The 25,358-nt window shown below is 68.2% G+C and carries 25 protein-coding genes; 12 read left to right on the top strand and 13 right to left on the bottom strand.

Annotated elements, in window-relative coordinates:
• Nucleotides 1-58: 58 nt before the first annotated feature.
• Complete coding sequence (gene ilvA / locus AZG88_RS33650; protein WP_061700277.1) at nucleotides 59-1,291, top strand: threonine ammonia-lyase; 1,233 nt, start codon at nucleotides 59-61, stop codon at nucleotides 1,289-1,291.
• A gap of 6 nt (nucleotides 1,292-1,297) precedes the next feature.
• Here ilvA and AZG88_RS33645 read toward each other — a convergent pair whose 3' ends face one another.
• On the bottom strand, nucleotides 1,298-2,068 hold the full coding sequence (locus AZG88_RS33645; protein ID WP_061041597.1) for an FAD:protein FMN transferase: 771 nt from the start codon (nucleotides 2,066-2,068) through the stop codon (nucleotides 1,298-1,300).
• Nucleotides 2,069-2,093: 25 nt separating this feature from the next.
• Complete coding sequence (locus AZG88_RS33640; RefSeq protein WP_009479096.1) at nucleotides 2,094-2,285, bottom strand: hypothetical protein; 192 nt, start codon at nucleotides 2,283-2,285, stop codon at nucleotides 2,094-2,096.
• A 255-nt stretch (nucleotides 2,286-2,540) separates the two neighbouring features.
• On the opposite strand from AZG88_RS33640, the gene AZG88_RS33635 reads away from it, so the two are divergent.
• Nucleotides 2,541-3,890 (top strand): C40 family peptidase, encoded by a 1,350-nt coding sequence (locus AZG88_RS33635; RefSeq protein ID WP_005238977.1) that lies wholly within the window; start codon nucleotides 2,541-2,543, stop codon nucleotides 3,888-3,890.
• Between the two features lie 80 nt (nucleotides 3,891-3,970).
• On the opposite strand, the gene greA is transcribed toward AZG88_RS33635, so the two are convergent.
• Nucleotides 3,971-4,465 (bottom strand): transcription elongation factor GreA, encoded by a 495-nt coding sequence (gene greA, locus AZG88_RS33630; RefSeq protein WP_005238978.1) that lies wholly within the window; start codon nucleotides 4,463-4,465, stop codon nucleotides 3,971-3,973.
• Between the two features lie 227 nt (nucleotides 4,466-4,692).
• Entirely contained in the window at nucleotides 4,693-5,118 is a 426-nt protein-coding gene (locus AZG88_RS33625; RefSeq protein ID WP_005238979.1) for a DUF4307 domain-containing protein, read from the bottom strand.
• A gap of 191 nt (nucleotides 5,119-5,309) precedes the next feature.
• On the opposite strand from AZG88_RS33625, the gene mca reads away from it, so the two are divergent.
• Genes mca through AZG88_RS33610 form a run of 3 tightly spaced genes read left to right on the top strand, consistent with a single transcriptional unit; the run spans nucleotide 5,310 to nucleotide 8,538 of the window.
• Nucleotides 5,310-6,188 carry a mycothiol conjugate amidase Mca gene (gene mca, locus AZG88_RS33620; protein ID WP_005238981.1) on the top strand — a complete coding sequence of 293 codons (879 nt, stop codon included), beginning with the start codon at nucleotides 5,310-5,312 and terminating at the stop codon, nucleotides 6,186-6,188.
• Complete coding sequence (locus tag AZG88_RS33615; protein ID WP_025432157.1) at nucleotides 6,185-6,505, top strand: hypothetical protein; 321 nt, start codon at nucleotides 6,185-6,187, stop codon at nucleotides 6,503-6,505. Before mca ends, AZG88_RS33615 begins: the two co-directional genes overlap by 4 nt.
• A 17-nt stretch (nucleotides 6,506-6,522) precedes the next feature.
• Entirely contained in the window at nucleotides 6,523-8,538 is a 2,016-nt protein-coding gene (locus tag AZG88_RS33610; RefSeq protein ID WP_005238984.1) for a thioredoxin domain-containing protein, read from the top strand.
• Nucleotides 8,539-8,544: 6 nt separating this feature from the next.
• Here AZG88_RS33610 and trhA read toward each other — a convergent pair whose 3' ends face one another.
• On the bottom strand, nucleotides 8,545-9,213 hold the full coding sequence (gene trhA / locus AZG88_RS33605; RefSeq protein WP_005238985.1) for a PAQR family membrane homeostasis protein TrhA: 669 nt from the start codon (nucleotides 9,211-9,213) through the stop codon (nucleotides 8,545-8,547).
• Nucleotides 9,214-9,374: 161 nt separating this feature from the next.
• Here trhA and AZG88_RS33600 point away from each other — a divergent pair, with 161 nt between their 5' ends.
• On the top strand, nucleotides 9,375-10,142 hold the full coding sequence (locus tag AZG88_RS33600; protein WP_005572244.1) for an isoprenyl transferase: 768 nt from the start codon (nucleotides 9,375-9,377) through the stop codon (nucleotides 10,140-10,142).
• Nucleotides 10,143-10,183: 41 nt separating this feature from the next.
• On the opposite strand, the gene coaA is transcribed toward AZG88_RS33600, so the two are convergent.
• Complete coding sequence (coaA, locus tag AZG88_RS33595) at nucleotides 10,184-11,116, bottom strand: type I pantothenate kinase (protein ID WP_005238987.1); 933 nt, start codon at nucleotides 11,114-11,116, stop codon at nucleotides 10,184-10,186.
• Between the two features lie 169 nt (nucleotides 11,117-11,285).
• Here coaA and AZG88_RS33590 point away from each other — a divergent pair, with 169 nt between their 5' ends.
• From AZG88_RS33590 to AZG88_RS33580, 3 genes are all read left to right on the top strand, one after another.
• Nucleotides 11,286-12,506 carry a hypothetical protein gene (locus AZG88_RS33590; RefSeq protein WP_061700276.1) on the top strand — a complete coding sequence of 407 codons (1,221 nt, stop codon included), beginning with the start codon at nucleotides 11,286-11,288 and terminating at the stop codon, nucleotides 12,504-12,506.
• A gap of 66 nt (nucleotides 12,507-12,572) precedes the next feature.
• Entirely contained in the window at nucleotides 12,573-13,868 is a 1,296-nt protein-coding gene (glyA, locus tag AZG88_RS33585; protein ID WP_061700275.1) for a serine hydroxymethyltransferase, read from the top strand.
• Nucleotides 13,869-14,176: 308 nt separating this feature from the next.
• Nucleotides 14,177-15,544, top strand: coding sequence for a PhoH family protein (locus AZG88_RS33580; protein WP_025432159.1), 1,368 nt, complete (start codon nucleotides 14,177-14,179; stop codon nucleotides 15,542-15,544).
• Nucleotides 15,545-15,618: 74 nt separating this feature from the next.
• Here AZG88_RS33580 and AZG88_RS33575 read toward each other — a convergent pair whose 3' ends face one another.
• Nucleotides 15,619-16,050 (bottom strand): limonene-1,2-epoxide hydrolase family protein, encoded by a 432-nt coding sequence (locus AZG88_RS33575; RefSeq protein WP_061700274.1) that lies wholly within the window; start codon nucleotides 16,048-16,050, stop codon nucleotides 15,619-15,621.
• A 26-nt stretch (nucleotides 16,051-16,076) separates the two neighbouring features.
• Nucleotides 16,077-17,675 carry a serine hydrolase gene (locus tag AZG88_RS33570; RefSeq protein ID WP_061700273.1) on the bottom strand — a complete coding sequence of 533 codons (1,599 nt, stop codon included), beginning with the start codon at nucleotides 17,673-17,675 and terminating at the stop codon, nucleotides 16,077-16,079.
• 156 nt (nucleotides 17,676-17,831) lie between these two features.
• Between AZG88_RS33570 and AZG88_RS33565 the strand changes: the two genes are divergently transcribed.
• Nucleotides 17,832-18,689 carry an acyl-ACP desaturase gene (locus AZG88_RS33565; RefSeq protein WP_061700337.1) on the top strand — a complete coding sequence of 286 codons (858 nt, stop codon included), beginning with the start codon at nucleotides 17,832-17,834 and terminating at the stop codon, nucleotides 18,687-18,689.
• 58 nt (nucleotides 18,690-18,747) lie between these two features.
• Here the strand turns inward: AZG88_RS33565 and AZG88_RS33560 are convergent, their stop codons facing one another.
• The gene (locus tag AZG88_RS33560; protein ID WP_061700272.1) at nucleotides 18,748-20,151 is read right to left on the bottom strand and encodes a class II fumarate hydratase; all 1,404 of its coding nucleotides are present in this window, start codon (nucleotides 20,149-20,151) and stop codon (nucleotides 18,748-18,750) included.
• A 99-nt stretch (nucleotides 20,152-20,250) separates the two neighbouring features.
• Entirely contained in the window at nucleotides 20,251-21,291 is a 1,041-nt protein-coding gene (gene glpX, locus AZG88_RS33555) for a class II fructose-bisphosphatase (protein WP_039952719.1), read from the bottom strand.
• A gap of 189 nt (nucleotides 21,292-21,480) precedes the next feature.
• Between glpX and AZG88_RS33550 the strand changes: the two genes are divergently transcribed.
• Nucleotides 21,481-22,050 (top strand): DUF4245 domain-containing protein, encoded by a 570-nt coding sequence (locus AZG88_RS33550; RefSeq protein WP_009479114.1) that lies wholly within the window; start codon nucleotides 21,481-21,483, stop codon nucleotides 22,048-22,050.
• Nucleotides 22,051-22,064: 14 nt separating this feature from the next.
• Here AZG88_RS33550 and AZG88_RS33545 read toward each other — a convergent pair whose 3' ends face one another.
• The 3 genes from AZG88_RS33545 to AZG88_RS33535 are packed head-to-tail and all read right to left on the bottom strand — an operon-like array spanning nucleotide 22,065 to nucleotide 24,184.
• Entirely contained in the window at nucleotides 22,065-22,295 is a 231-nt protein-coding gene (locus AZG88_RS33545) for an exodeoxyribonuclease VII small subunit (RefSeq protein WP_005239000.1), read from the bottom strand.
• Nucleotides 22,296-22,298: 3 nt separating this feature from the next.
• Nucleotides 22,299-23,555: an exodeoxyribonuclease VII large subunit gene (gene xseA, locus AZG88_RS33540; protein WP_005239001.1), complete on the bottom strand. Its 1,257-nt coding sequence runs from the start codon at nucleotides 23,553-23,555 to the stop codon at nucleotides 22,299-22,301.
• A complete protein-coding gene (locus AZG88_RS33535) occupies nucleotides 23,552-24,184 on the bottom strand; it encodes a lipid droplet-associated protein (protein ID WP_061700271.1) in 633 nt (210 codons plus the stop codon). Before AZG88_RS33535 ends, xseA begins: the two co-directional genes overlap by 4 nt.
• Before the next feature lie 142 nt (nucleotides 24,185-24,326).
• On the opposite strand from AZG88_RS33535, the gene AZG88_RS33530 reads away from it, so the two are divergent.
• On the top strand, nucleotides 24,327-25,337 hold the full coding sequence (locus AZG88_RS33530; protein WP_005239003.1) for a 4-hydroxy-3-methylbut-2-enyl diphosphate reductase: 1,011 nt from the start codon (nucleotides 24,327-24,329) through the stop codon (nucleotides 25,335-25,337).
• Nucleotides 25,338-25,358 lie beyond the last annotated feature (21 nt).

Genomic DNA, 25,358 nt, shown 5'->3' with positions numbered 1-25,358 from the left:
CGTGCGTGGGTGACGAGCCTCTGGACTCGTTAACCACGCACGGGGCGCGGAGCGCCCTATGCTGGCCCGCGTGGAGCCTGTCACGCTGGATCAGATCAGAGCAGCTCGTAAGCTGCTGGACCCCGTCATGCGCCGGACGCCGATGATCGCGTCCCGGGCGCTGTCGGAACGATGCGGGCACGTCGTTTCGCTGAAGTGCGAAAACCTGCAGCGCACAGGATCTTTCAAACCGCGCGGTGCGTACAACCGGATCGCGAATCTGTCGGTCGCCGAACGGGCCTGCGGGGTCGTGGCGGCCAGCGCGGGCAATCACGCGCAGGGTGTGGCCTGGGCGGCCACGGAACTGGGCATCCCGTCCACCGTGTTCATGCCCACCGGCGCACCACTTCCGAAACTCGTCGCCACCAAGGCGTACGGCGCCACCGTCCACCTCACCGGGGACACGGTGGACGACGCGCTCGTCGCCGCGAAGGAGTTCGCGGACGAGACCGGCGCCGTCCTCATCCATCCCTTCGATCACGTCGACATCGTCGCCGGACAGGGGACTGTCGGGCTCGAGATCCTCGAGCAGGAACCCGACGTCGGCACGCTCGTCGTCCCGACCGGCGGTGGTGGGCTGATCGCGGGCATCGCCGCGGCGGTCAAGGCCACCCGGCCGGACGTGCGGATCGTCGGCGTCCAGGCCGAGCAGGCGGCCGCGTGGCCGCGTTCGCTGGCGGAGGGCCGTCCGATTCCGCTGGAGACCATGTCGACGATGGCCGACGGCATCGCGGTCGGCCGGCCCGGCGACGTGCCGTTCGCCCACGTCGGCTCGCAGGTCGACGCCATCGTGACGGTCAGCGAGGACGCGCTGTCCCGGGCGCTGCTCCTGTGCCTCGAACGCGCGAAGCTCATCGTGGAGCCTGCGGGCGCAGCGGCGGTGGCTGCGTTGATCAGCTGCTCGACGGAGGAGCTGGGACTCACCGGGAAGGTGTGCGCGGTGCTGTCCGGCGGCAACATCGACCCGTTGCTGCTCACCCACGTCGTCAATCACGGCCTTCGGGCGGCCGGACGGTATCTCGGTGTGCACGTGACCATTCCGGACCGACCGGGTGGTCTGGTCAGCCTCCTGGGCGTGATCAGCGGCAACGGCGCCAGCGTGGTGGACGTCGTCCACTCCCGCACCGGCGGCGCGCTTGCGCTCGACGAGGTGGAGGTGTTCCTCACCGTCGAGACCCGTGGCCCCGGCCACCGGCAGGATCTCCTCGACGCACTGCGCGACGCCCAGTACGCAGTTCGCCTGCAGGAATAGCCGGACCTAGCTCGGCCACCCGCCCAGGGTGATCACCCGGAACTCCTGATCCACCAGCCGGGCAGGCCGCTCGAGGTTGGTGAGCCAGTCGATCGCACCGCCGCCCATCCCCACCGCGGCCGTGCTCGACGCGTGCGCGGTGGTGCACGACTCGGCCACCACGGACACGGTCCGCCACAACGAGATCGAGTCGGGATGCAGCGGCTTGACGGTGCTGGCGGTCGCGACGGCCGCACCCGACGGGATCGACACCTGACAGGTGGGGTCGCCCGGCAGGTCCTGGACCTGGACCTGCCAGCCGCCCGGTGGCGTGGTCCCGGCGGTGGCGATGTCTCCGCCGAGCGCCACCAGGACGCCACACCCGAGCAGCTCCGCCGTCGTCGACGCACAGTGGTCGGCGGAACTCGCCCGCGCGGTCGCCGTCAGGTCGAGTTCCACGCCGGCGGGGAGCGTGACCTCGGTGCCGTCGACGGTGATCGACCGCCACGACTGGGGTGCGGGGGCCGACGCCGTGGGGTCGAGTGCGCCCTCCGTGGTGCGCGCTGCGGCGAGGGCGTCGGTCAGGAACCGCGCGAACATCGGTGTGACCGTGTTCGGCCCCTCGTCGAGGGAGCGGATCTCGGCGTCCGCGCGGTCCCGGTTGACGGCGGCATCGGCGGCCGCGAGGTAGCCGCGGATCAGGTTCGACGCCGAACTCAGGGCGTCGGGGTCGGTGACGACGATGCGTGCGTGCACACCCCAGGTGGACCATTCGGTTGCGCTGCGTGCGCTGGTCATGTGGTAGTTCTCCGGTCGCGCGATCTCAGGAACCGCTGGACACGGCGTCCGGTGCGCCGAATCCTGCCGAGACCAGGGGCGCTGCCACCGTCGAATCGGGGGTCGCGGGGTCCGCTGCCGCCGCCATACCACCACCGGCGACCAGTCCGGCGATTCCGGCTGCCGCGAGGACGCGGCGAACGGGAAGCAGGCGGGAAATCCGTCGGTCTTCACTCATGCCGACCAGCTTCCCCGACGAACCTTAGAACAACCTGGGAAGAATCTGTCTCTCCTCGCCGAGTGCACAGTTGGTGCAGCGCACGCCCGGCGCGTCGCATGCAGTCGTGCCCGACAGCCGTGATTCGCCAGGTGTCGCGCTCCCGCAGGTCACGGTAGGGAACGGATCAATCCCGCAGAATCGCCTCGCATCTGCTGTGCCCCGTCGTAACGTGAACTCACTCGGTTAGGTGCACCGAGGAGGAGGAGCGCACGTATGTCAGTTGATGCAGCGGCGATCATCGTGGCGATCACCACCGCAGCGGGGGCCATCGTTCAGGGAGCGGACATACCGCAGCCGGTGAAAGATCAAGCAGCAGAAGCAATTCAGGTGGTCGAGCAGGCCTCACCCGACGTTCAGAAACAAGTAAACGACGCATTGTCGACCCTCCCCGAACCGGCCCGCGTGCAGGCCGAGCAGATGGTGGCCCAGGCCTCGGATGTGGTGAAGCAGGCAACCGACCCCTACATTCCGCCGCCACCCGCCGTCGAGGCGGCTCCGCCGCCTGCTCCGGTTCCCCCACTGGCGCTGCCGGACACGCCACTCGACCAGCCCCCAGCGATGAGCGCCCCCGACGTCGGAAACGCGATCGGGGGCCTCGCCGCTCTGCCGGGGGTCCCCGCCCTGATCAGCGGACTCGGGTCGCTGATCCCGTCCGTCCCCGCCGGCTTCCCCGGTGTCTCGCTCGCGCCGGTCGGCGCCATCGCCGTCTTCGCGCCGTGGATCCGCAAGGCCGGGTCGCTGTGCGAGGGCATCAAGCCGCCGACACTGGCGGCCCTGTACTCCGTCGAGAACGGCTTCCGATACGGCGCGACCTCACCGGTGTCCCGGGCGGGCGCCCGCGGTCCCGGCCAGTTCATGCCCCCCGCGTGGGCCAAATACGGCAAGGACGCGGACGGCGACGGCAAGGTCGACATCAACGGCGTCGCCGACCCGATGATGGCGTCCGGTCAGATGCTGTGCGATCTGTTCGGGCAGATCGAGGGCTGGAAGAAGGAGGGTGTGGTCAAGGGCGACACCCTCGACCTCACGATCGCCGCGTACAACGCGGGTGCGGGTGCGGTCCGGACCGCGGGTGGCATGCCCGCCGGCAAGTTCGACTACGAGCACGAAACGCAGCCGTACGTCGCGCGGATCCGATCGCTGGAGGAGTCGTTCGCGCGGATGCTGTCGCCGTTCTTCTACGGTGCCGCCGCCGGTGACACCAGCCGCGTAGTCGAGGCGGCCATGCGGTTCATCGGTCTGCCGTACGTGTGGGGCGGCGGCAACATCAACGGACCGTCCGGCGGCGGTTTCGACTGCTCGGGGCTGACCTCGTTCGCCGTGTACGCCGCCACCGGCGTCAAACTGCCCCGCACGTCGGAGACGCAGTGGAATGTCGGCGTGGAGGTGCCGCTGTCGCAGGCCAGGCCTGGAGACCTGCTGTTCGGCAACTGGCAGTCGGGTGGGCCGGGACACGTGGCGATCTACGTCGGCAACGGTCAGATGCTGCACGCCCCGACGACGGGTGACGTGGTGCGCATCGGCCCCGTGTTCGCCGACATGAAGGCCCGCAGGGTCTTCTGATCCCACCCACCGGCGTCGATGCAGAAAACTCCGGCCCGGGCGCTTGGCCCGGACCGGAGTTTTCGGCGGTGGATCCGAGATCAGCTGTGGTACGGCTCCGCGCTGACGAGCGTCACCTTCATGCTGCTGCCGTTGGGCAGCGTGTATTCGCGGGTTTCGCCGACCTTCGCCTCGAGCAGTGCGCCACCCAGCGGGGAGTTGGGGGAGTAGACCTCGAGCTTGTTGTCGCGTGCACCCTCTTCGCGGGTGGCGATCAGGAACGTCTCGGTGTCCTTCTCGTCGCCGTCGTAGTACACCTTCACCACGGAACCGGGCAGTGCGACACCGGACTGGGTGGGCGCTTCGCCGACCTTCGCGCTGTTCAGGAGTTCCTGAAGCTGGCGGATGCGTGCCTCCTGCTGACCCTGCTCTTCGCGGGCCGCGTGGTAGCCTCCGTTCTCCTTCAGATCGCCCTCTTCGCGACGCTCGTTGATCTCGGCGGCGATGACCGGACGATTGGCAATGAGCTGGTCGAGTTCGCTCTTGAGCCTGTCATGTGACTCCTGGGTCAGCCAGGTCACCTGGGTCTCGGTCATCTCGATCACTCCCTCGTAGTTGGAGCCGCCGGGCTCCCTCGACAGACCACTGCAACAGCAGTGATCAACGGCTCGGCAGAATTCGACGGCCGGGGCCGTTCGATCTCCGCCTTGCCGCCAATGCAGCAATACACGGTTCCAAACCGGAACCGTGTACCAGGCGATTCTAGCACGATCGGGGAGCGCAAACCCCGAATAACCCGAACGGTCGCTCGGGTGCGCTGGTGTCAGCCGCCGGTCAGGTAGGCGGGAACGTCCAGGCTGCAGCCGTAGATGTCGCCCATCGCGGGCGGGCGCGACGTGTAGACGGGGGCGGTGACTTTCACCGTCTGGTCCTCGCCGCCGGCGATGTAGACCTCGCGCCTGCCGGTTTCGGAACCGTCCTTGGAGCGGGAGCGGACGATGCAGACCGCCGCCTGGGACGGATCCTCGCGGGTGACGGTGAACGTGATGTCCAGCTGCGATTCACTCACCAGATCGAACGACGTGGCCTCACTGTCGATCTCGGAGACGGCGAACTTGTTGTAGGCGACGAACGCCACGATCACACCGACGACCAGGACCGCCGCGGACAGCGCCCACACGAGCCAGCGCTTCGGGCGCGCAGACTTTGCCTCGGCTGTGTATCGGCCCGGGGGAAGCGTTCTCGTCATCTCTCAACTCTCGTACCGCTCCGGTTCCACGTAACTCGCAGCACTCGAGCGGGGGCACGGCTGCAAGCGGAACTCTCGGGTGGAACTATAGAGGACGTGCGTCAGTGCGCCGTCAGCGATGGCGGAGGGCGAGAGCGCGCGACACGGACAAGCCGGCAACGGCTACTGGCGAAGTTGAGGTGAACGAATACGTGAGCGGATTCCGGCTCATGGCCGTCCATGCCCATCCCGACGACGAGTCGAGCAAGGGTGCCGCGACAACGGCCCGTTACGCCGCAGAGGGCAACGAAGTGAAGGTCGTGACGTTGACCGGTGGTGAACGTGGCGACATCCTCAACCCCGCGATGGACGTGCCCGGGGTGCGGGACCGCATCCACGAGGTACGCATCGAGGAGATGGCCGAGGCGGCGCGCATCCTCGGAGTCCAGCACCAGTGGCTGGGATTCGTCGACTCGGGTCTGCCCGAGGGGGACCCGAAGCCGCCGCTGCCGGAGGGCTGCTTCGCGCTCGTTCCGCTCGAGGAGTCGACCGAGGCGCTGGTGCGCGTGATCCGCGAGTTCCGTCCGCACGTCATGACCACGTACGACGAGAACGGCGGCTACCCGCACCCCGATCACATCCGGTGCCATGAGGTATCGATGGCCGCGTACGAGGCCGCTGCCGACCCGGAGCGGTTCCCCGACGCCGGGGAACCGTGGAAGGTGCAGAAGGTCTACTACTCGCACGGCTTCATCAGGAAGCGTCTCCTGCAGTTCCAGGAGGAGTACGACCGCCGCGGCGAAGAGTTCCCGATGGCCGAGTGGCTCAAGAAGTGGAAGACCGAGCAGGGCGACCTGATGGCACGCGTCACCACCCAGATCACGTGCGGCGACTATTTCCCGCAGCGTGACGACGCGTTGCGGGCCCACGCGACCCAGATCGACCCGAACGGCTCGTTCTTCGCGGTTCCGCTCGAGATCCAGCAGAAGATCTGGCCGACCGAGGAATTCGAGCTCGCCAAGACCCGCGTCACCACCTCCATCCCGGAGAACGACCTGTTCGCGGGCATCAACGAGGACGGACAGCAGTGAATGCGTTGACGGTGAGCATCGTGGCCGGCGCGGCGGACGTCCTGGCGCAGACGCCGAGCACGCCGTCCGGTCCCGAGTTCGGCAAGGCGTCGCCCATCGGCCTCGTCGTCATTCTCGCGCTGCTCGCGGGTGTGGTGCTGCTGGTGCGGTCGATGAACAAGAAGCTCAAGAACCTGCCCGAGACGTTCGAGCCGGAGCACCCCGAACCGGACCAGGAAGTGGACGAGGGCACCGACCGCGGCGCGATCCACGGTGGCGGGCCGAGCAGCACCGAACCGCCGAAGCCGACGGACACCCCGCCGAACCTGCAGAAGTAGTCGAACAGGAGCCGGACATGGACCCACGCGCACAGAACACACTCGGTGGGTCCACCAGCCCCTATCTGCGACAGCACGCCGACAACCCCGTGCACTGGCAGCAGTGGGGTCCGGCGGCGACCGAGTGGGCGCGTGAGCGGGACGTCCCGATCCTGTTGTCGATCGGATACTCGGCGTGCCACTGGTGCCATGTGATGGCCCACGAGTCCTTCGAGGACGAGGCGGTGGCGTCGCTGATGAACGAGCATTTCGTGTGCGTCAAGGTCGACCGCGAGGAGCGTCCGGACCTCGATGCCGTGTACATGAACGCCACGGTCGCGATGACCGGCCAGGGCGGCTGGCCGATGACGTGCTTCCTCACTCCCGACGGCGCCCCGTTCTACTGCGGCACCTATTACCCGGCCGAGCCGCGCGGCGGGATGCCGTCGTTCACCCAGCTGCTGGGGGCCATCGCCGACACGTGGCGGGACCGCCGCGGTGACGTCGACGACGCGGCCGCCTCGGTGGTCGCCGAGTTGCGGCGGGGAGCCGGCGGCATCCCCGAGGGCGATGTCCGCGTGGACGCGGCCCTGCTGGACGCGGCTGCCGGAGCCGTGCTGCGGGACGAGGACGCCGACCGCGGCGGGTTCGGGGGAGCCCCCAAGTTCCCGCCGTCCGCGCTGATGGAAGGCCTGCTGCGCACGTACGAGCGGTCCGGTGACGACGACGTGCTCGGTGTCGTGGCGCGGACGGCGTCGGCGATGGCGCGCGGCGGCATCTACGACCAGCTCGGCGGCGGCTTCGCCCGGTACTCGGTCGACGCCGCGTGGGTGGTGCCGCACTTCGAGAAGATGCTCTACGACAATGCCCAGCTGCTGCGCGTGTACGCGCACCTGGGCCGGCGCACGGGCTCGGACCTGGCCGTCCGGGTCACCGAGGAGACCGTCGAGTTCCTGCTGCGCGATCTGCGCACCGACAACGGGTCGTTCGCGTCCGCCCTCGACGCCGACACCGAGGGCGTCGAGGGACTCACGTACGTGTGGACCCCGGAGCAGCTCGTCGAGGTTCTCGGGCCGGAGGACGGGGAGTGGGCGGCCCGGGTGTTCGCGGTGACCGCGGACGGGACGTTCGAGGCCGGCACGTCCGTTCTGCAGCTTCCACGCGATCCGGACGACTGGGACCGCTGGCGCCGGATCCGGGGCACGCTGCTCGATCAGCGTGCGACGCGGCCGCAACCGGGACGCGACGACAAGGTGGTCACCGCCTGGAACGGCCTCACGATCACCGCGCTCGCCGAGGCCGGTGCCGGACTCGGCAGGCCGGAGTGGGTGGCCGCGGCCGCCGATTGCGCGCGTGCGGTGCTGGGCTTGCACGTCGTCGACGGGCGGCTGCGGAGGGCGTCCCTGGGAACGTCCGTGGGTGAATCGGCCGGGGTGCTCGAGGACTACGCCTGCCTGGCGACGGGCCTTCTCGCGTTGTATCAGGCGACGGGCGACACCGCGTGGCTGACGCACGCGCAGGCGCTGCTGGACCGCGCCCTCATTCATTTCGCCGACGACGAGCGGCCGGGCACCTGGTTCGACACCGCCGACGACGCCGAGACCCTGGTGACCCGTCCCCGCGACCCGGTCGACGGTGCGACGCCGTCCGGAGCGTCGTGCCTGGTCGAGGCGCTGGTCACCGCGGCCGCGGTGACCAGCGCGGACGCGTCGGGACGGTACGCAAGTGCGGCCGCCGAATCGCTCGACCGGGTGGCACTGCTTCTGGAGCGTGCACCGCGATCGGCCGGGCACTGGCTCGCGGTGGCCGAGGCGTCGGTGCGCGGCCCGATCCAGGTGGCCGTGGCAACCGACGGCGATTCCGTCCTGCTTCGGGAGGCGCGCAGACTCGCCCCAGGGGGTGCCGTCGTGGTCGGCGGCGCACCGGACTCGTCGCCGCTGCTCGCCGACCGGCCGCTGGTCGGCGGCGCGTCCGCGGCGTACGTGTGCCGCGGGTTCGTGTGCGACCGCCCGGTGTCGACGATCGAGGACCTGGGTGTCGCGTTGAGCCGGTAGTCCGGCCTACCGGAACACCACCAGCCACACGGCGATGTAGTGGCACAGGGCCGCGATCACGGTGGCGGCGTGGAAGAACTCGTGATGCCCGAACGTGGTCGGCCACGGGTTGGGCCACTTGGTGGCGTAGAGGATCGCGCCGACCGAGTAGAGGATGCCGCCGATCAGCAGCAGCACCATCGGTAGGACGCCGACCTCGTGTGTCAGTTCGGGTGCCACCGGCACGATGGCCCAGCCGAGCAGCAGATAGAGCGGCACCCCGACCCAGCGCGGTGCCGTCGGCCACAGCATTTTCAGCGCGACGCCGGCGAGCGCACCCGCCCACACGACGATCAGCAGGGTCCGTCCTGTGTCGGGCGGAAGCCCCAGCACCGCGAACGGGGTGTAGCTGCCGGCGATGAACAGGAAGATCATCGAATGGTCCGCGCGCTTCATCCACGTGCGTGCCGAGACGGTGTTCCAGTGGATCCGGTGGTAGGTGGCGCTGACCCCGAACACACCGCACACCGTGAGGCTGTAGACGGCGGTGGCGAGCGCCGCTTCCCCGGACACCTGGGTGCCCGACAGTGTGACGAGGACGATGCCGGCGATCACGGAGACGCCGAACGCCCACAGGTGGATCCACCCTCGCAGTCGGGGCTTGACGGGCAGTTCGTCGAGGCCGAAAGCGGTCACTGAACACCTCTTCTCGCTGTGCGTGGCGCTAACCTACGCAACCGTAGGTTAGCTTGTGGTGAGAGCGTACCCGTCGGTAGCAGCAAGTCGTGCGCTGTGTGACGGCCGTCGCGGATCACCTTCGGGTGCGGCGTACTCTTGCGTGTCATGGTGATCTCCAGGTGAGTGCGCGAGGACTGCTGTACAGCATCTACGAGCGTCGTCTACTGAAGCGGCTCGACGGTCTACAGCACCCTCGGCACATTGCCGTGATGTGCGACGGCAACCGGCGGTGGGCCCGCGAAAACGGCTTCGAGGACGTCAGTCACGGCCACCGCATGGGCGCCCTGAAGATCTCCGAGCTGCTCGGCTGGTGCGACGCCGCGGGCATCGAGATGGCGACCATCTACCTGCTGTCCACCGAGAACCTGCGCCGCGACCCCGGGGAACTCGACACCTTGCTCGAGATCATCACGGACGTCGTCGAGGAGATCTCCGGCCCCGACAAGAACTGGAGCGTCAAGATCGTCGGCGCCCTCGACCTCCTGCCCTCCGAACAGTCGCGCCGTCTGCGCGACGCGGCCGCCGGGACCGAGGGGCGCACCGGCACCCACGTCAACGTCGCGATCGGCTACGGCGGTCGCCAGGAGATCGCCGACGCCGTGCAGTCGCTGCTGAGCGAGAAACTCCTCGCGGGACTTTCGGGGGACGAACTGGTGAAATCGATCACAGTCGATGGCATCGACGGTCACCTCTACACGTCCGGCCAGCCCGACCCCGACCTCGTGATCCGCACGTCGGGGGAGCAGCGGCTGTCGGGGTTCCTGCTGTGGCAGAGCGCCTACTCCGAGATCTGGTTCACGGAGGCGTACTGGCCCGAGTTCCGCCGTGTCGACTTCCTCCGCGCACTCCGCGACTACGCCGCCCGGCACCGCCGCTTCGGCGTCTGACGTGAGTGGCGAAGCGTGCCGGAACACACTTCGCCACTCACCTACAGCTTCCGCAGCCGCAGTCGGTTGATCGAATGATTGGCGTCCTTGCGCAGCACGAGCGTGGCGCGCGGACGCGTCGGCAGGATGTTCTCCACGAGGTTCGGCCGGTTGATGTTGTGCCAGATCTCCTGGGCGGCAGACGTCGCGTCCCGATCGGACAGTCCGGCGTAATGGTGGAAGTGCGCGTCGGGGTCGGAGAACGATGTCTTTCGCAGCGCGAGAAAACGCTGGATGTACCAGTTCTCGATGTCCTCGATGCGGGCGTCGACGTAGATCGAGAAGTCGAACAGGTCCGACACCATCAGCCGGGGGCCGGTCTGCAGCACGTTGAGACCCTCGATGATGAGGATGTCGGGTTGTCGGATCAGGTGGTACTGGCCCGGGATGATGTCGTACGAGATGTGTGAATACACCGGCGCGGCCACTTCTTCGGCCCCCGACTTCACCTCGGTGACGAACCGCAGCAGCTTGCGGCGGTCGTAACTCTCGGGAAAGCCCTTGCGGTGCATGATCCCGCGGCGGTTCAGCTCGGCCGTCGGATACAGGAAGCCGTCCGTCGTCACCAGGTCGACGCGCGGGTGGTGCTCCCACCGCGCGAGGAGGGCCTGGAGGACACGGGCGGTGGTGGACTTGCCGACCGCCACACTGCCGGCGACGCCGATCACGAACGGCACCTGCTGGTCGGGGTGCTTCTCGCCGAGGAACGTCGCGGTCGCGGCGAACAGTCGCTGCCGTGCCGCGACCTGCAGGTGGATGAGACGCGACAGCGGCAGGTACACCTCCGCGACCTCTTCGAGGTCGATCTGCTCGCCGAGGCCCCGCAGTCCGTACAGCTCTTCCTCGGTCAGGACGAGTGGGGTCGACTTACGCAGTGTGCGCCACTGCTTCCGGTCGAATTCGACGTACGGACTGGACTCGCTCGTCCGCGCCATCAGTTCCGCTCACACTCGGGTACACGGGGGAGTGAGCGGTCCATGCCCAGAATCTCTGCCGTCGTCGTTGCGCTGGCGAGTAGCGGTTGCATAGTCGGATTGTGCTTGGTGCCACAGGCTGCGCTGTCGGCGGGTCGGGCAGACGCGTCTGCGACTAAGGTCGGACGGCATGGAATCCGTTTCGTTCGTACGCGAATACTTGCTGCTCGGGCTGGGTTTCGACCGGCTGGAGGAAGGATTCGTCGATGCGTATACCGGCGATCCCGCGCTGCGCAGGCAGGTGGAGAACGCGCCGAAGCCCGATCCGCGCGTTCTCGCGCGCACGGCGGCGAACCTCCGCGCGGAATTGCCGTCAGCGGGATTGTCCGAGGAGCGGACCCGGTTCCTCGACGTCCATCTCCGCGCCCTCGAATGCTCGGGGCGCAAGTTTGCGGGTGACGACGTCGGCTTCGTCGACGAGGTCGAGGCGTACTTCGACGTCCGGATCGAACGCGGCGACGAGGAGCAGTACCGGGAGGCGCACCGGAAGATGGACGCCGTGCTGCCCGGAACGGGGCCGCTCGCCGAACGCATCCAGGCCCACCGCGCGAAGGACGAGATCCCCGCGGACCGGTTGCAGGAATGTGTCGACGCCTTCTCGAGCGCTCTGCGTGATCTCGTGCGGGAGCATTACGCACTGCCCGACTCCGAGGTCGTCGAGTACGAGGTGGTGGGCGACAAGCCGTGGTCGGGGTTCAACTACTACCTCGGCGACTACCGTTCCCGGGTCGCGATCAACTCCGACCTGAAGCAGCACATGTCGAACCTGCCGCGGCTGATCGCGCACGAGTCGTACCCCGGCCACCACACCGAGCACTGCCGCAAGGAAGCCGGACTGGTCGGCGCGGGACAGCTCGAGCAGACGTTGTTCGTCGTCAACACCCCGCAGTGCCTGATGGCCGAGGGGCTCGCGGACCTCGCGCTCGAATCGATCGTCGGATCCGACTGGGGGCTGTGGGCGCAGGAAATCTACGCCGACCTCGGCCTGCGATTCGACGGTGAGCAGGCGCAACGCCTGTCCGGGGCGTCCGGGCAGCTGCTCGGTGTGCGTCAGGATGCGGCGATGATGCTGCACGACGAGGGCCGCAGCCACGACGACGTCGCGGCGTTCCTGCAGCGGTGGAGCCTGTCGACCCCCGAGCGGGCCCGGCAGTCGCTGCGGTTCCTGTCGTCGCCATTGTGGCGGGCATACACCAGCACCTACGTGGAGGGATACCGCCTGCTCGGTGGCTGGCTGGGCGAGGTGCCGGTCGGTGTGGAGCGGTCGGAACGGTTCCGCCGGCTGCTCGACGAGCCGCTCGTGCCCAGCGTCCTGCGCGCCGGTGAGGGGTACCTCACCGCGGGCGGTTAGGAAGTCCTCACGGGTACTTCGTAGACTGGGAGCATTCGTTTCCGCATCCAGCTTGGAGATCCCTCGATGACCGCTGTGCCCGGTACCGACGTCAACACGGCCCCACTCGCCGAACTCGACCCCGAAGTCGCCCAGGCCATGGCAGGTGAGCTGGCCCGTCAGCGCGACACGCTGGAGATGATCGCCTCGGAGAACTTCGTTCCGCGCGCGGTCCTCCAGGCGCAGGGCAGCGTCCTCACCAACAAGTACGCCGAGGGATACCCGGGACGCCGCTACTACGGCGGCTGCGAGCACGTCGACGTCATCGAGGATCTCGCCCGCACCCGTGCCAAGGAACTGTTCGCCGCCGACTTCGCGAACGTCCAGCCGCACTCCGGCGCACAGGCCAACGCGGCGGTCCTCATGGCCCTGATGAACCCGGGTGAGAAGCTTCTCGGCCTCGACCTGGCGCACGGCGGGCACCTCACGCACGGCATGAAGCTGAACTTCTCCGGCAAGCTCTACGACGTCGAGTCGTACGGGGTCAGCAAGGAAGACCACCGCATCGACATGGACGAGGTCCGCAAGATCGCCGTCGCCGCGCAGCCGAAGGTCATCGTCGCCGGCTGGTCCGCGTACCCGCGTCACGAGGACTTCGCCGCGTTCCGGTCGATCGCCGACGAGGTCGGCGCGTACCTGTGGGTCGACATGGCGCACTTCGCGGGCCTTGTCGCTGCCGGGCTGCACCCGTCGCCCGTGCCCTACGCCGACGTCGTGTCCAGCACCGTCCACAAGACGCTCGGCGGGCCGCGCTCCGGCCTGATCCTCGCCAAACAGGAGTGGGCGAAGAAGCTCAACTCCGCCGTCTTCCCCGGCCAGCAGGGCGGGCCGCTGATGCACGCCATCGCCGCCAAGGCCGTCTCCCTGAAGATTGCGGGCACCGAGGAGTTCAAGGACCGTCAGCAGCGCACCCTCACCGGCGCGAAGATTCTCGCCGAGCGTCTGACCGGCGCCGATGTCGTCGACAAGGGTGTCAGCGTCCTCACCGGCGGCACCGACGTGCACCTCGTGCTCGTCGACCTGCGCAACTCGCAGCTCGACGGCCAGCAGGGTGAGGACCTTCTCCACGAGGTCGGCATCACCGTCAACCGCAACGCGGTGCCGTTCGACCCGCGCCCGCCGATGGTCACGTCCGGCCTTCGGATCGGCACGGCGGCGCTCGCGTCGCGTGGATTCGGGGACGAGCAGTTCACCGAGGTCGCCGACATCATCGGCGCCGCACTTGCCGGATCGTCCGACGTCGAGACGCTGAAGTCCCGCGTGACGAAGCTCGCCGCCGACTTCCCGCTGTACGAGGGGCTCGAGGACTGGCGCCTGATCTAGGCGGCTCCGCCGCCCGTGCGTGGCCTGCGAGTGCAGGGACTCGTTAACCACGCACGGGCGCCGCAGGCGCCTCCACGTAACGCGATGTTCACCGACACGCCCGCCGCTCGCACGGCCGTCCGGCGTGTTTGGCAGTACCGTCGGGGGTAACAGGCAGCGGGGAAGTTGCTTGTACGGGAGGTCCTGATCGTGGCTGACACACTCAGTGCGAGGGGGCCGGCGCCCGGCCCTCGTGTGGTGACACACCAGGGACGGACCGGTCCAGCGAACCGAGTTTGCGTGGGTGCCACGCAGACCTAGGAGCCAACGTGACTGCTTCACGCTCCGTCTCAGCCCGCGTCGGACGTTCGTCCGCCGCCCCCAGGAAATCGTCGGATTCTGCAGTTCGTACATTCGTACTCGATACCTCCGTACTGCTGTCCGACCCCTGGGCCGTCACCAGGTTCGCCGAGCACCGTGTGGTGCTTCCCCTCGTCGTGATCAGCGAGCTCGAAGGGAAGCGGCACCACCACGAGTTGGGATGGTTCGCAAGAGAATCGCTGCGCATGCTGGACGACCTCCGTCTGGAATACGGTCGTCTCGACCAGCCCGTGCCGATCGGCACCGAGGGCGGCACCCTGCAGGTCGAGCTGAACCACACCGACCCGTCGGTTCTTCCGGTCGGGTTCCGCACGGACAGCAACGATTCGAGGATCCTGGCCTGCGCGCTGAACCTCGAGGCCGAGGGTGGTGACGTCGTCCTGGTCAGCAAGGACATCCCGCTGCGAGTCAAGGCCGGTGCGGTGGGTCTTCCCGCCGACGAATACCACGCCCACGACGTCGTTCCGTCGGGTTGGACGGGTATGACCGAACTGGACGTGGCGTCCTCGTCGATCGACGAACTGTTCTCCGAGGGTGTCGTCGATCTGGAGGAGGCCCGGGAGCTTCCGTGCCACACGGGTATTCGGCTGCTGGGCGGTTCGTCGAGCGCACTGGGCCGCGTGAACGCCGACAAGCGGGTGCAGTTGGTGCGGGGGGAGCGTGAGGCATTCGGTCTGCACGGACGTTCGGCCGAGCAGCGGATCGCCCTGGACATCCTGCTGGACGACAGTGTGGGGATCGTGTCGCTGGGCGGCAAGGCGGGCACCGGCAAGTCGGCGCTGGCGTTGACGGCGGGGCTGGAGGCGGTGCTCGAGCGTCGCACCCAGCGGAAAGTCGTTGTCTTCCGGCCGCTCTACGCGGTGGGCGGGCAGGAACTCGGCTACCTGCCGGGTAGTGAGAGCGAGAAGATGGGCCCGTGGGCCCAGGCGGTCTTCGACACACTCGACGGCCTCGCCAGCACCGAGGTGATGGACGAGGTGATCAGCCGCGGCATGCTGGAAGTGTTGCCACTCACGCATATTCGCGGACGGTCACTGCACGATTCGTTCGTGATCGTGGACGAGGCGCAGTCGCTGGAACGCAATGTGCTGCTCACGGTGCTCTCCCGGCTCGGCACCGGCTCCCGGGTGATCCTGACTCACGACGTCGCTCAGCGCGACAACCTGAGGGTCGGACGTCACGACGGGGTGGCCGCGGTGATCGAAAAGCTCAAGGGGCATCCGCTGTTCGCGCACATCACGTTGACGCGCAGTGAACGTTCGCCGATCGCGGCGCTCGTGACGGAGATGCTGGAGGAGTTCGGGCCGACGCCGTAGGCGCCTGCCGCGCAGCGTGATCCGCCCGATGTCACCACGGCCTGACCGGACCGAGATGACATCGGGCGGAAACGTCAGAAGGCGCGCACGATACCTTTGAGCGTGCCCCACAGGAAGTCCCGGCTACTGAAGTAGTCGCGCCAGACGGCGATCTTGCCGTCCTTCATCTCGAACGTGCCGCACACCCAGAATTCGCTGCGCAGCCGCTTGTAGATCAGGACGTCGGTGCGTTCGGTCAGCACGGCCGTTCCGTCGCCGGCGATATGGTGCAGGCGCACGTCGAATCCGACACCGGGGCGGCTCATTCCGCGGAGTATCCGCATGACGGAGCCGAGGCCGCGGATCTTGGGCAGGGACACGTTGTGCCACACGATGTCCTGGTGCAGATACTGTTGCGCGGCGTCCGGGTCGCCGGCGACGAGCGCGTCCAGGAAGGCCCGGACGACCTGGACACCCGCCGTGTCCGTTCGAGCGGTTCCCGTCGGTTCGTGCGAGTCCGTGCTCATGGTCTTCTCCCCGTCGATGTGTCGGCTCAGCGGACGAATGTCCCCCGGCCTTCCGCGTCGTAGTACTCGAGTGTGACGTTGTTGCCGGCGAACGTGGCCTTCGAGATGGTTCCGGGTGGGGCGTTCTCACCGCTGGGTGTGAAGGTGAAGGTGTCGCCGTCCCAGTGGGTGAGCGGGAAGGTCTGCCCGGCGGGTCCGAGTTGGAGTGACAGCGCGCCGTTGCTCTCGGTGACCACGGCTGGGCCCCAATACGGGTTGCCGTAGGTGCCCGCGTAAGTCGGGAGGGGCTGCGGTGGTGCCGGGTTCGCGGGGGCCGTCTGGCCGACGAGACTGCCCTCGGGCTCGTCCATCGGCGCGATGGCCTGCCGGTACAACGACCTCCAGTCCTCGCGGATCTCCCCGAACTGGACGAGGTCGGCGAACTCGGCGGTGAGGGACTCGGGGATGCCGATGGGCGACCCGTTGGTCAGCGCGACGATGGCGACGTCGGCGGACGGTATCGCGACGAAGTTCGTTGCCACCCCGAGCTGGAACCCGCCGGAGTGGCTGAGGGAGACCCGCCCTGCCGGGGTGGTCGAGACGTTGAATCCGTACCCGTACGACCCCGGACGGCTGTCCATCGACCGCGGTGGGCTGGACACCATCTGAGGACTGACCGCGGGGAGCAGTGCCTCGGGTGACACGATCTCCTTGCCCTCGAAGGTTCCGTCGGCCAGCAGCATCGCCAGCCATTTGCCCATGTCGTTGACGGAGGAGCTCACCCCGCCTGCGGGGGACTGGGCGTCGGGGTCGCGTACCGCATCGGCGACGTACTTGCCGTCGACGAGTTGGTGCGCGATTGCGCGGTCGTTGCGGGCCTGATAGTCGGCGAATCGCGAACTCGTGGAAGACATCCCCAGCGGCTGGTAGATCGTCTGCTCGGACAGCGTGGCCCAGTCCGTCCCGGACGCCGCCGCGACAGCCTCCGCCGCCGCGGTGAGGCCGAAGTTGGTGTACTCGTAGGTGATCCGGAACGGGTTCAGCGGTTCGAGCCGGAGCTTGTCGAGCACCTGCTGCTGGTTGTAACCCAGGTCCTCGAGCAGATCGCCGGCGTGGTCGGGCAACCCGGACCGGTGCGAGTACAGATCGCCGACCGTGACGTGCTCGGTGACCCACGGGTCCGCGAGGGCGAAACCGGGCGACTTGGACACCACGGGAGTGTCCCAGCCGACGACGCCGGCATCGACCTGGTGGGCCACCACCGTCGACCCCACCGATTTCGACATCGACGCCAGCTGAAACACGGTGTCGGCGTCCACCTTCTGATCGGTGCCGGCCTCGCGCACCCCGAATCCCTTCGCGTACACGGTCTGCCCACCGTGGACGACGGCGACCGCCATACCCGGCAGACCGGAACTGTCCATCAACTCGTTCGCCAGTTCGTCGAGACGGCCCACGGCGTCGTCGATCTGACCGTCCGGGATGTCGACGCCCGCGACCGTACCCGGGTTCGGCGGCGGCGAGGACTTCGAGGTGGGGTTCGCGTCGGAACCGGAGTCGTCTGCGTCGGAGCCGCAACCCGTCACGAGTGACCCGCCGAGCGCGAGAGCCGACAGAAGTATCGTCAGGTTCCGATGTCTGCGCATGGGTGATCCTCTGCTCGGGCCCGGGGTAACCGTGAACTGCCAGCCTAACGACTTCAAGCCCATGACCAGGATGTTTTCGTCACAACGCCGCCGTTGTTCCCGTCGAATTCGCCGGTGGTCGACCCGGTGCCCCGGCGCGGACGCTACGGTGTGCGGATGCCGATTGAAAAGAATGACTCGCAGCTGCTCAGTGAGCTGGCCCCGGTGGTGGACGAAAACCTCACACGTCACATCGCCGAGGCGGACGGCTGGCAGCCGCACGATCTGGTCCCGTGGGACCAGGGCAAGAACTTCGCGTTCATGGGTGGAACGGATTGGTCGGCAGATCAGTCGACGCTGAGCGACGTCGAGGCGCTCGCACTGACCGTGGGTGTGCTGGTGGCGGACAATGTGCCCGCGTACCACCGGGAGATCGCCAAGCACCTCGCCCAGGTGGGTCCGTGGTGGCGCTGGGTGGGCCGCTGGACCGCGGAGGAGAACCGGCACTCCATCGTGCTCCGGAACTACCTGATGGTGACGCGCGCCGTCGACCCCGTCGCCCTCGAGCGCGCGCGGATGGACGAGATGGTCCGCGGATACGCGATGCCGCCGATGCATCTGCTCGAGATGCTCGCGAACTCCGCGTTCGAGGAGAAGGCCGCGGCCGTGCGTCATCACAACACGGCAGCACTCGGCGAGGACCCGCTGGTGGCCGTGATCGCCGAGCGGCTGGCAACGGACGACGAACTGCAGTCGCTGTTCTACCGGAACATCGTCGAGGCCGCGTTCGAGCTGGTACCCGATCAGACGGTGCGGGCCATCGCATCGCGGATCGAGGCGTTCGACGTGCCGAGCGTTGCACTGCCCGGCGGAACCGACAGCACCGCGGTGCTCGCCGAGGCCGGCATCTACGACCCCGCCCAGCAGGGGGAGAAGGTGTTCGCTCCGCTGCTCCGCTCCTGGAACATCGCCGGGCGCACCGATCTCGGCCCGGAGGGCGAGAAGGCCCGCGACGAGCTGTCCGCGCTGCTGTAGGACTTCTGCGCGAGAGGGCCCGCACTCGATCGAGTGCGGGCCCTCTCCGTCGGCCGGGTCAGTCCTTCACCTTCGCCATCGCCAGCACGTCGAGACGCTTGTCGAGTTCTTCCTCGCTCAGCTTGTCGCCGATCAGACCCCGGTCGACGACGGTCTCGCGGATGGTCTTCTTCTCCTTCAGCGCCTGCTTGGCGACAGCCGCGGCCTCCTCGTACCCGATCGCGGAGTTCAGAGGCGTCACGATGGACGGCGACGACTCCGCGAGGGTCTTGAGGTGCTCGGTGTTCGCGACGAGCCCCACGACACACCGGTCGGCGAACAGTCGCGTGACGTTGGCCAGCAACGTCAACGACTCGAGCAGGTTCCGCGCCATCATCGGGATGTAGACGTTGAGCTCGAATGCGCCCGCGGCACCGCCCCAGGCGACCGCGGCATCGTTGCCGACCACCTGAGCGGCGACCTGGGTGGCGGCCTCCGGGAGCACCGGATTGACCTTGCCGGGCATGATCGAACTGCCGGGCTGCAGGTCGGGGAGACGGATCTCGCCGAGACCGGTGAGCGGTCCCGATCCCATCCAGCGGATGTCGTTGGCGATCTTGGTCAGGGACACCGCGATGGTGCGGAGCGCGCCGGACGCCTCCACCAGGCCGTCCCGCGCCGCCTGCGCCTCGAAACTGTTCTTCGCAGGTGTGAGGGCGTCGACGCCCGTCGCCTTGACCAGTTCGGCGACGACCTTCGGGCCGAAGCCGTCGGGGGCATTGAGTCCCGTTCCGACGGCGGTGCCGCCGATGGGCAGCTCACCGAGCCGGGGAAGGCAGGCCACGACCCGCTCCATCCCCGCCTCCATCTGGCGGGCGTAACCGCCGAACTCCTGGCCGAGGGTCACCGGGACGGCGTCCATGAGGTGAGTGCGGCCCGACTTCACGACGTGCTTCCACTCGGTGGACTTGTCGAGCAGGGCCAGGCGCAGGTGGTCGAGGGCGGGGAGGAGGTCCTTCACCGCGGACTCGGTGGCCGCGACGTGCGTCGCGGTGGGAAACGTGTCGTTGGACGACTGCGACATGTTGACATCGTCGTTGGGGTGGACGACCACACCGTTCGCCGCGGCGATCGACGCGATCACCTCGTTGGCGTTCATGTTGGAACTGGTGCCCGAGCCGGTCTGGAAGACGTCGATGGGGAACTGATCGTCGTGCTTGCCGTCGGCGATCTCGCCCGCCGCGGCGATGATGGCGTCCGCCTTCTCGGCGTCGAGGAGGCGGAGGTCCTTGTTGACCTGCGCGCAGGCTGCCTTCAGCAGACCCATTGCACGTATCTGGGTGCGCTCGAGACCTCGACCGCTGATCGGGAAGTTCTCGACGGCGCGCTGAGTTTGCGCGCGCCACAGGGCATCCACGGGCACCCGCACCTCGCCCATGGTGTCGTGTTCGATCCGGTACTGCTGCTCGTTGCTCTCGGTCATGCGTCAAACATGCCACTTCTGAGCCCGTCGTGGGGGCGCTCCCCGTGCGCCTTTCCGGTAGCTCTGGCTACCGGAAAGGCGCACGGGCAGCGGAGCTGCCTAGAACGTCGGCGGAATGGCGCCGTCCTCGCCCGTGAAGTCCACGGACGAGTACTCGCGCAGCTTCTCGAGACGGTGGTACGCGTCGATCATGCGGACGGTGCCCGACTTCGACCGCATCACGATCGACTGGGTCGAGGCGCCGCCGCCGTAGTAGCGGACACCGCGGAGCAGGTCGCCGTCCGTGACACCGGTGGCGCAGAAGAAGACGTTCTCACCGGACACGAGATCTTCGGTGGTGAGCACACGGTCCAGGTCGTGGCCTGCGTCGATGGCCTTCTGACGCTCGGCGTCGTCGGTCGGGGCCAGCCGGCCCTGCAGCGAACCACCCATACAGCGCATCGCGGCGGCGGCGATGATGCCCTCGGGCGTGCCACCCGTGCCGATCAGGATGTCGGTGCCCGACTCCGGACGCGCGGCGGCGATCGCACCCGCGACGTCGCCGTCGGAGATGAGACGGATCCGGGCACCGGTGTCCCGGACCTCCTGGATGAGCCTGGCGTGCCGCGGACGGTCGAGGATGCAGACCGTCACGTCGGAGGGGGACGCCTTGCGGACCTTCGCGACGCGCTTGATGTTCTCGGCGACGGGCGCTGTGATGTCGATGACATCGGCGGCGTCGGGGCCGACGGCGATCTTCTCCATGTAGAACACGGCAGACGGGTCGAACATCGCGCCGCGCTCGGCGACCGCGAGGACGGCGATCGCATTGGGCATGCCCTTCGCCATCAGGGTGGTTCCGTCGACCGGGTCGACGGCGAAGTCGCAGTCGGGTCCGTCGCCGTTGCCGACCTCTTCGCCGTTGAACAGCATCGGGGCTTCGTCCTTCTCGCCCTCGCCGATGACGACGACGCCGCGCATCGAGACCGAGCTGACGAGCTGGCGCATGGCGTCGACGGCGGCTCCGTCGCCGCCCTCCTTGTCGCCACGGCCGACCCAGCGACCGGCAGCCATCGCACCAGCCTCGGTGACTCGGACCAATTCCAGAGCAAGATTTCGGTCCGGGGCCTCGCGGCGACTCGAAGTGGTGCTAGCCGTCATGGGCAGTGCCTCCTGGTGCAGTCACGGTCGACGTTGTACGTCGACGCTGTGTCGGTGGCCGTCGGCCGCCGAGTGTCGAGTGGATCTCGCTGCTGATTCTCCCAGAAAGAAGTGTGACGTGCGCTGCTGGGGCGCGAATCATGGGACCGAGAATCGTTGTTCCGGGACCGACCCTGGATACTGGTGGGCGTGGCATCTGATAAACCCCGCATCCTGCACAACAACCGCGACATGGTGTGGTCGCTCGTACCCCTTGTCCTGTTCTGCGTACTGATCGCGGGTATCGCCAGCCAGTGCACGTTCAGCCCGGGCGGGCCCACCAGTGGTCCGATTCCCAGCTTCGACGTCGATGCGGCGCTGAAGTACGACGCGCAGGACCTTCCGTTCCCGGTGCGTAAGCCGGAGACACCGGAGGGCTGGACGCCCAACTCGGGCAGCCGCAGCATCGTCAGCGGCGACGGCGGCGGCGATTCGAGCACCGTCGGCTTCATCACCGAGGCAGGCCGCTACATCCAGCTGACGCAGAGCAATGCCGTCGAGACGGTGCTCGTGCCGTTCGTCGCGGGTGGTCCGCGTACGGCGACGGGAACCGAGGACGTCGCAGGTCACAGCTGGATCGTGTACGGCGGGGAGGGCGTCGAGCCGATCTGGGTCTCCGACTTCGGCGACGTCCGGCTCCTCGTGACGGGCAGTGCGTCACCCGAGGCGTTCGAGCAGCTCACCACCGCGGCGGCCGACGCCCCGATCCTCGCCGCCTGACGACCGGGGGCGTGTCAGCCCTCGTCGTCGGCGTGGGCGAGCGCCGTCTCGACGCGCTTGCGGGCCCCGGCGAGGTGCTCCTCGCAGCGTTTGGCCAGGGCCTCGCCACGCTCCCACAGCGCGAGTGACGCGTCGAGGTCGAGGCCGCCCTGCTCGAGCACCTTGACCACGTCGACGAGTTCGTCGCGCGCCGCCTCGTAGCCGAGCTCCGCGATGTCGGTGTCGTTTCCGGTGGGCTTGCTCATGTCCTACTTGTCCTTTCCCATCACCGCGGCACGGATTGCACCGTCGGCGACTCGAACGCGAATCTGGGTGCCCGGTGGGGCGTCGTCGACCGAACGCAGTACCTCGGGATCGCCGTCGGGCACGATCCGCTGAACCACGGAGTAGCCGCGGGCCAGGGTCGCGGCGGGGCCGAGGGTCGTCAGCCGTGCACGAAGGTGCTCGATCGTGGTGCTCTCCGCGGCGATCGCCCGGCTGATGTCGCGTCGCCCGGCCTCCCGCAGTCGCTCGACCTCGTCCGACCGGTGGTCGAGTGCGCGCAGCGGATCGGCGAGCACCGGCCGGCTCCGCAGCTGGGCGATCAGGTGCGACTCGCGCTGCACCCAGTTGCGCAGCGCAGCCGCGCTCCGCGACCGCAGTTCGCCGACCAGCGCCTGCTCGGCGACGGCGTCCGGTACGACCCGCTTGGCGGCGTCCGTCGGTGTCGCGGCCCGCAGGTCGGCGACGTGATCGCTGAGCGGACTGTCCGGCTCGTGACCGATGGCGCTGACCACCGGAGTTCGGCAGGCGACGATCGCGCGGCACAGCGTCTCGTCGGAGAACGGCAGCAGATCCTCCACACTGCCCCCGCCGCGCGCGAGGATGATCACGTCGACGTGCGGGTCGGCGTCCAGTTCCTTCAACGCGTCGAGGATCTGCGGAACGGCGGTCGCGCCCTGCACCGGGGTGTTGCGCACCTCGAAGCGCACGGCGGGCCAGCGGCGCTGCGCCACACTGAGGACGTCGTGCTCGGCGGCGCTGGCGCGACCGGTGATCAGCCCGATGGTGCCCGGCAGGAACGGCAGCGGACGCTTCAGCCGAGGGTCGAACAGGCCCTCCGCTGCGAGCAGCGCACGCAGCCGCTCGATCCGGGCGAGGAGTTCACCGATCCCGATCGCGCGGATCTCCGTCACCCGCAGCGAGACCGACCCGCGGCCGGTGTAGAACGACAACTTGCCGAACATCACCACCCGGCTGCCCTCGGTGAGCGGGACGGGGGAGTTCTGCAACAGCTGTGGGGAGCAGGTCACCGACAACGACATGTCGACGGACGGGTCCCGCAGCACCAGAAACGCGGTCCGGGTTCCCGGACGCGCGTTGATCTGGGTGATCTGTCCCTCGACCCAGACACTCCCGAGCCGGTCGATCCACTGTGCGACCTTGGCCGACACGGTGCGGACCGGCCAGGGCTGCTCGGCGGTACTCGGTCCGGTACTGGCTGCGCGGGGCTGTGCGGAGGTCACTTGGCCTTGGCGGAGGTGATGCGGTTGGTCAGCATGGTCTGGAACGGTGCGCGTGCCAGGGTCGCGTTCTCGTAGTCCAGCAGTGTCGTGAGGTCCTCTACGGACAGGCTGCGCAGGCGCGCCCGCAGCTGGGCGAGCGTCAGCGTGCCGTAGTCGAGTACGACGGCGATCTCGGGTTCGGCCACCGTCGGCGCGGAGGTCGAGGCCTTCTTGCTCACCGACTTCACGGACGCGGCGCCGTTGGTGGCGGCGGGAGCAGCCTTCGGGGTCGAGACCTTCTCAGGAGTGCTCTCGTCCTGCGGACTCAGCGAGTACAGGGCGAACCGGCCCGGTCCGGCCGACCGCTCGTCGGTCCCGCCGTCGACGGCGGGTACCGGATCGGTGTCCTCGTCGAAGACGGCCCAGACCGGCTGCTCCTCGTCGTGGGTCCAGTTGATCAGTGCGAAAGCCTGGTCGCCCTTGATGGCCAGCGCCGTCATGGACTGCTGAACACGCATCGTGGTCTGCAGCACCTGACTGACCGCGGTCATGGGCAGGGTCGCCGCGGTGGTCGGCAGTTTCCTGGCCTCTTCGACGGCCGTCACGGCGATTCCAGCGGCGACACGCGCCACGAACGGGGGACGAATCATTCCCACAGCCTGCCTGACAACGGCACGTTTGGGTAGCCGACGTGCCCACAGCGTCGACGACTTCGGTGCGACGATGCGCACACTACCCGGCCGAGGCCCCGCGAAAGTGTCGTCCGTACGGGGTGACCCGTAGTCTGGAGCCATGTCTTCGGCTGTTCCACTCAATGTGGGTATCACACGTTCTGCAGATTCGGGAGCGTCGCGCGCCGACGGCGAGAAGCGCGTACTGCTCGCGGAACCTCGCGGCTACTGCGCCGGCGTGGACCGCGCCGTCGAGACGGTGGAGAAGGCGCTCGAGAAGCACGGCGCCCCGATCTACGTGCGCAAGGAGATCGTCCACAACCGGCACGTCGTCGAGACGCTCACCGATCAGGGTGTCGTCTTCGTCGACGAGACCGACGAGGTGCCGGAGGGTGCGCTGCTGGTGTTCTCCGCCCACGGCGTGTCTCCCGCGGTCCACGAATCGGCCGCGGCGCGCAACCTGCGCACCATCGACGCCACGTGCCCGCTGGTCACGAAGGTCCACCAGGAAGCCAAGCGCTTCGCCCGCGACGACTTCGACATCCTCCTGATCGGCCACGAGGGCCACGAGGAAGTGGAGGGCACCGCCGGCGAGGCCCCCGATCACGTGCAGCTGGTCGACGGACCCGACTCCGTCGACGCTGTGACGGTCCGCGACGAATCGAAGGTCATCTGGTTGTCGCAGACCACGTTGAGCGTCGACGAGACGATGCAGACGGTCGCCCGGCTGCGGGAGCGTTTCCCGAATCTGCAGGACCCGCCGAGCGACGACATCTGCTACGCCACCCAGAACCGTCAGGTCGCCGTCAAGGCGATGGCGCCCGAATGCGACCTCGTCATCGTCGTCGGATCCCGCAACTCCTCGAACTCGGTTCGCCTCGTCGAGGTGGCTCTGGGTGCGGGCGCGAAGGCGTCGTACCTGGTCGACTACGCACGCGAAGTGGATCCGGCCTGGCTCGACGGTGTCCGGACGGTCGGGATCACCTCGGGTGCGTCCGTGCCGGAGATCCTGGTGCGCGGTGTGATCGATCTGCTCGACGAGCACGGATTCCACGACGTCCAGCCGGTCACGACGGCCAACGAGACGCTGGTCTTCGCACTGCCGCGCGAGCTGCGGGCCGCGCGGACCTGATCGGCTCGCTACCCGCTCCGT

Source organism: Rhodococcus sp. LB1, assembly GCF_001583455.1.
Classification (GTDB): Bacteria; Actinomycetota; Actinomycetes; order Mycobacteriales; family Mycobacteriaceae; genus Rhodococcus_F; species Rhodococcus_F opacus.
The sequence above is the reverse complement of the archived record's forward strand: the minus strand, read 5'-3'. Positions and strand labels throughout refer to the sequence as shown.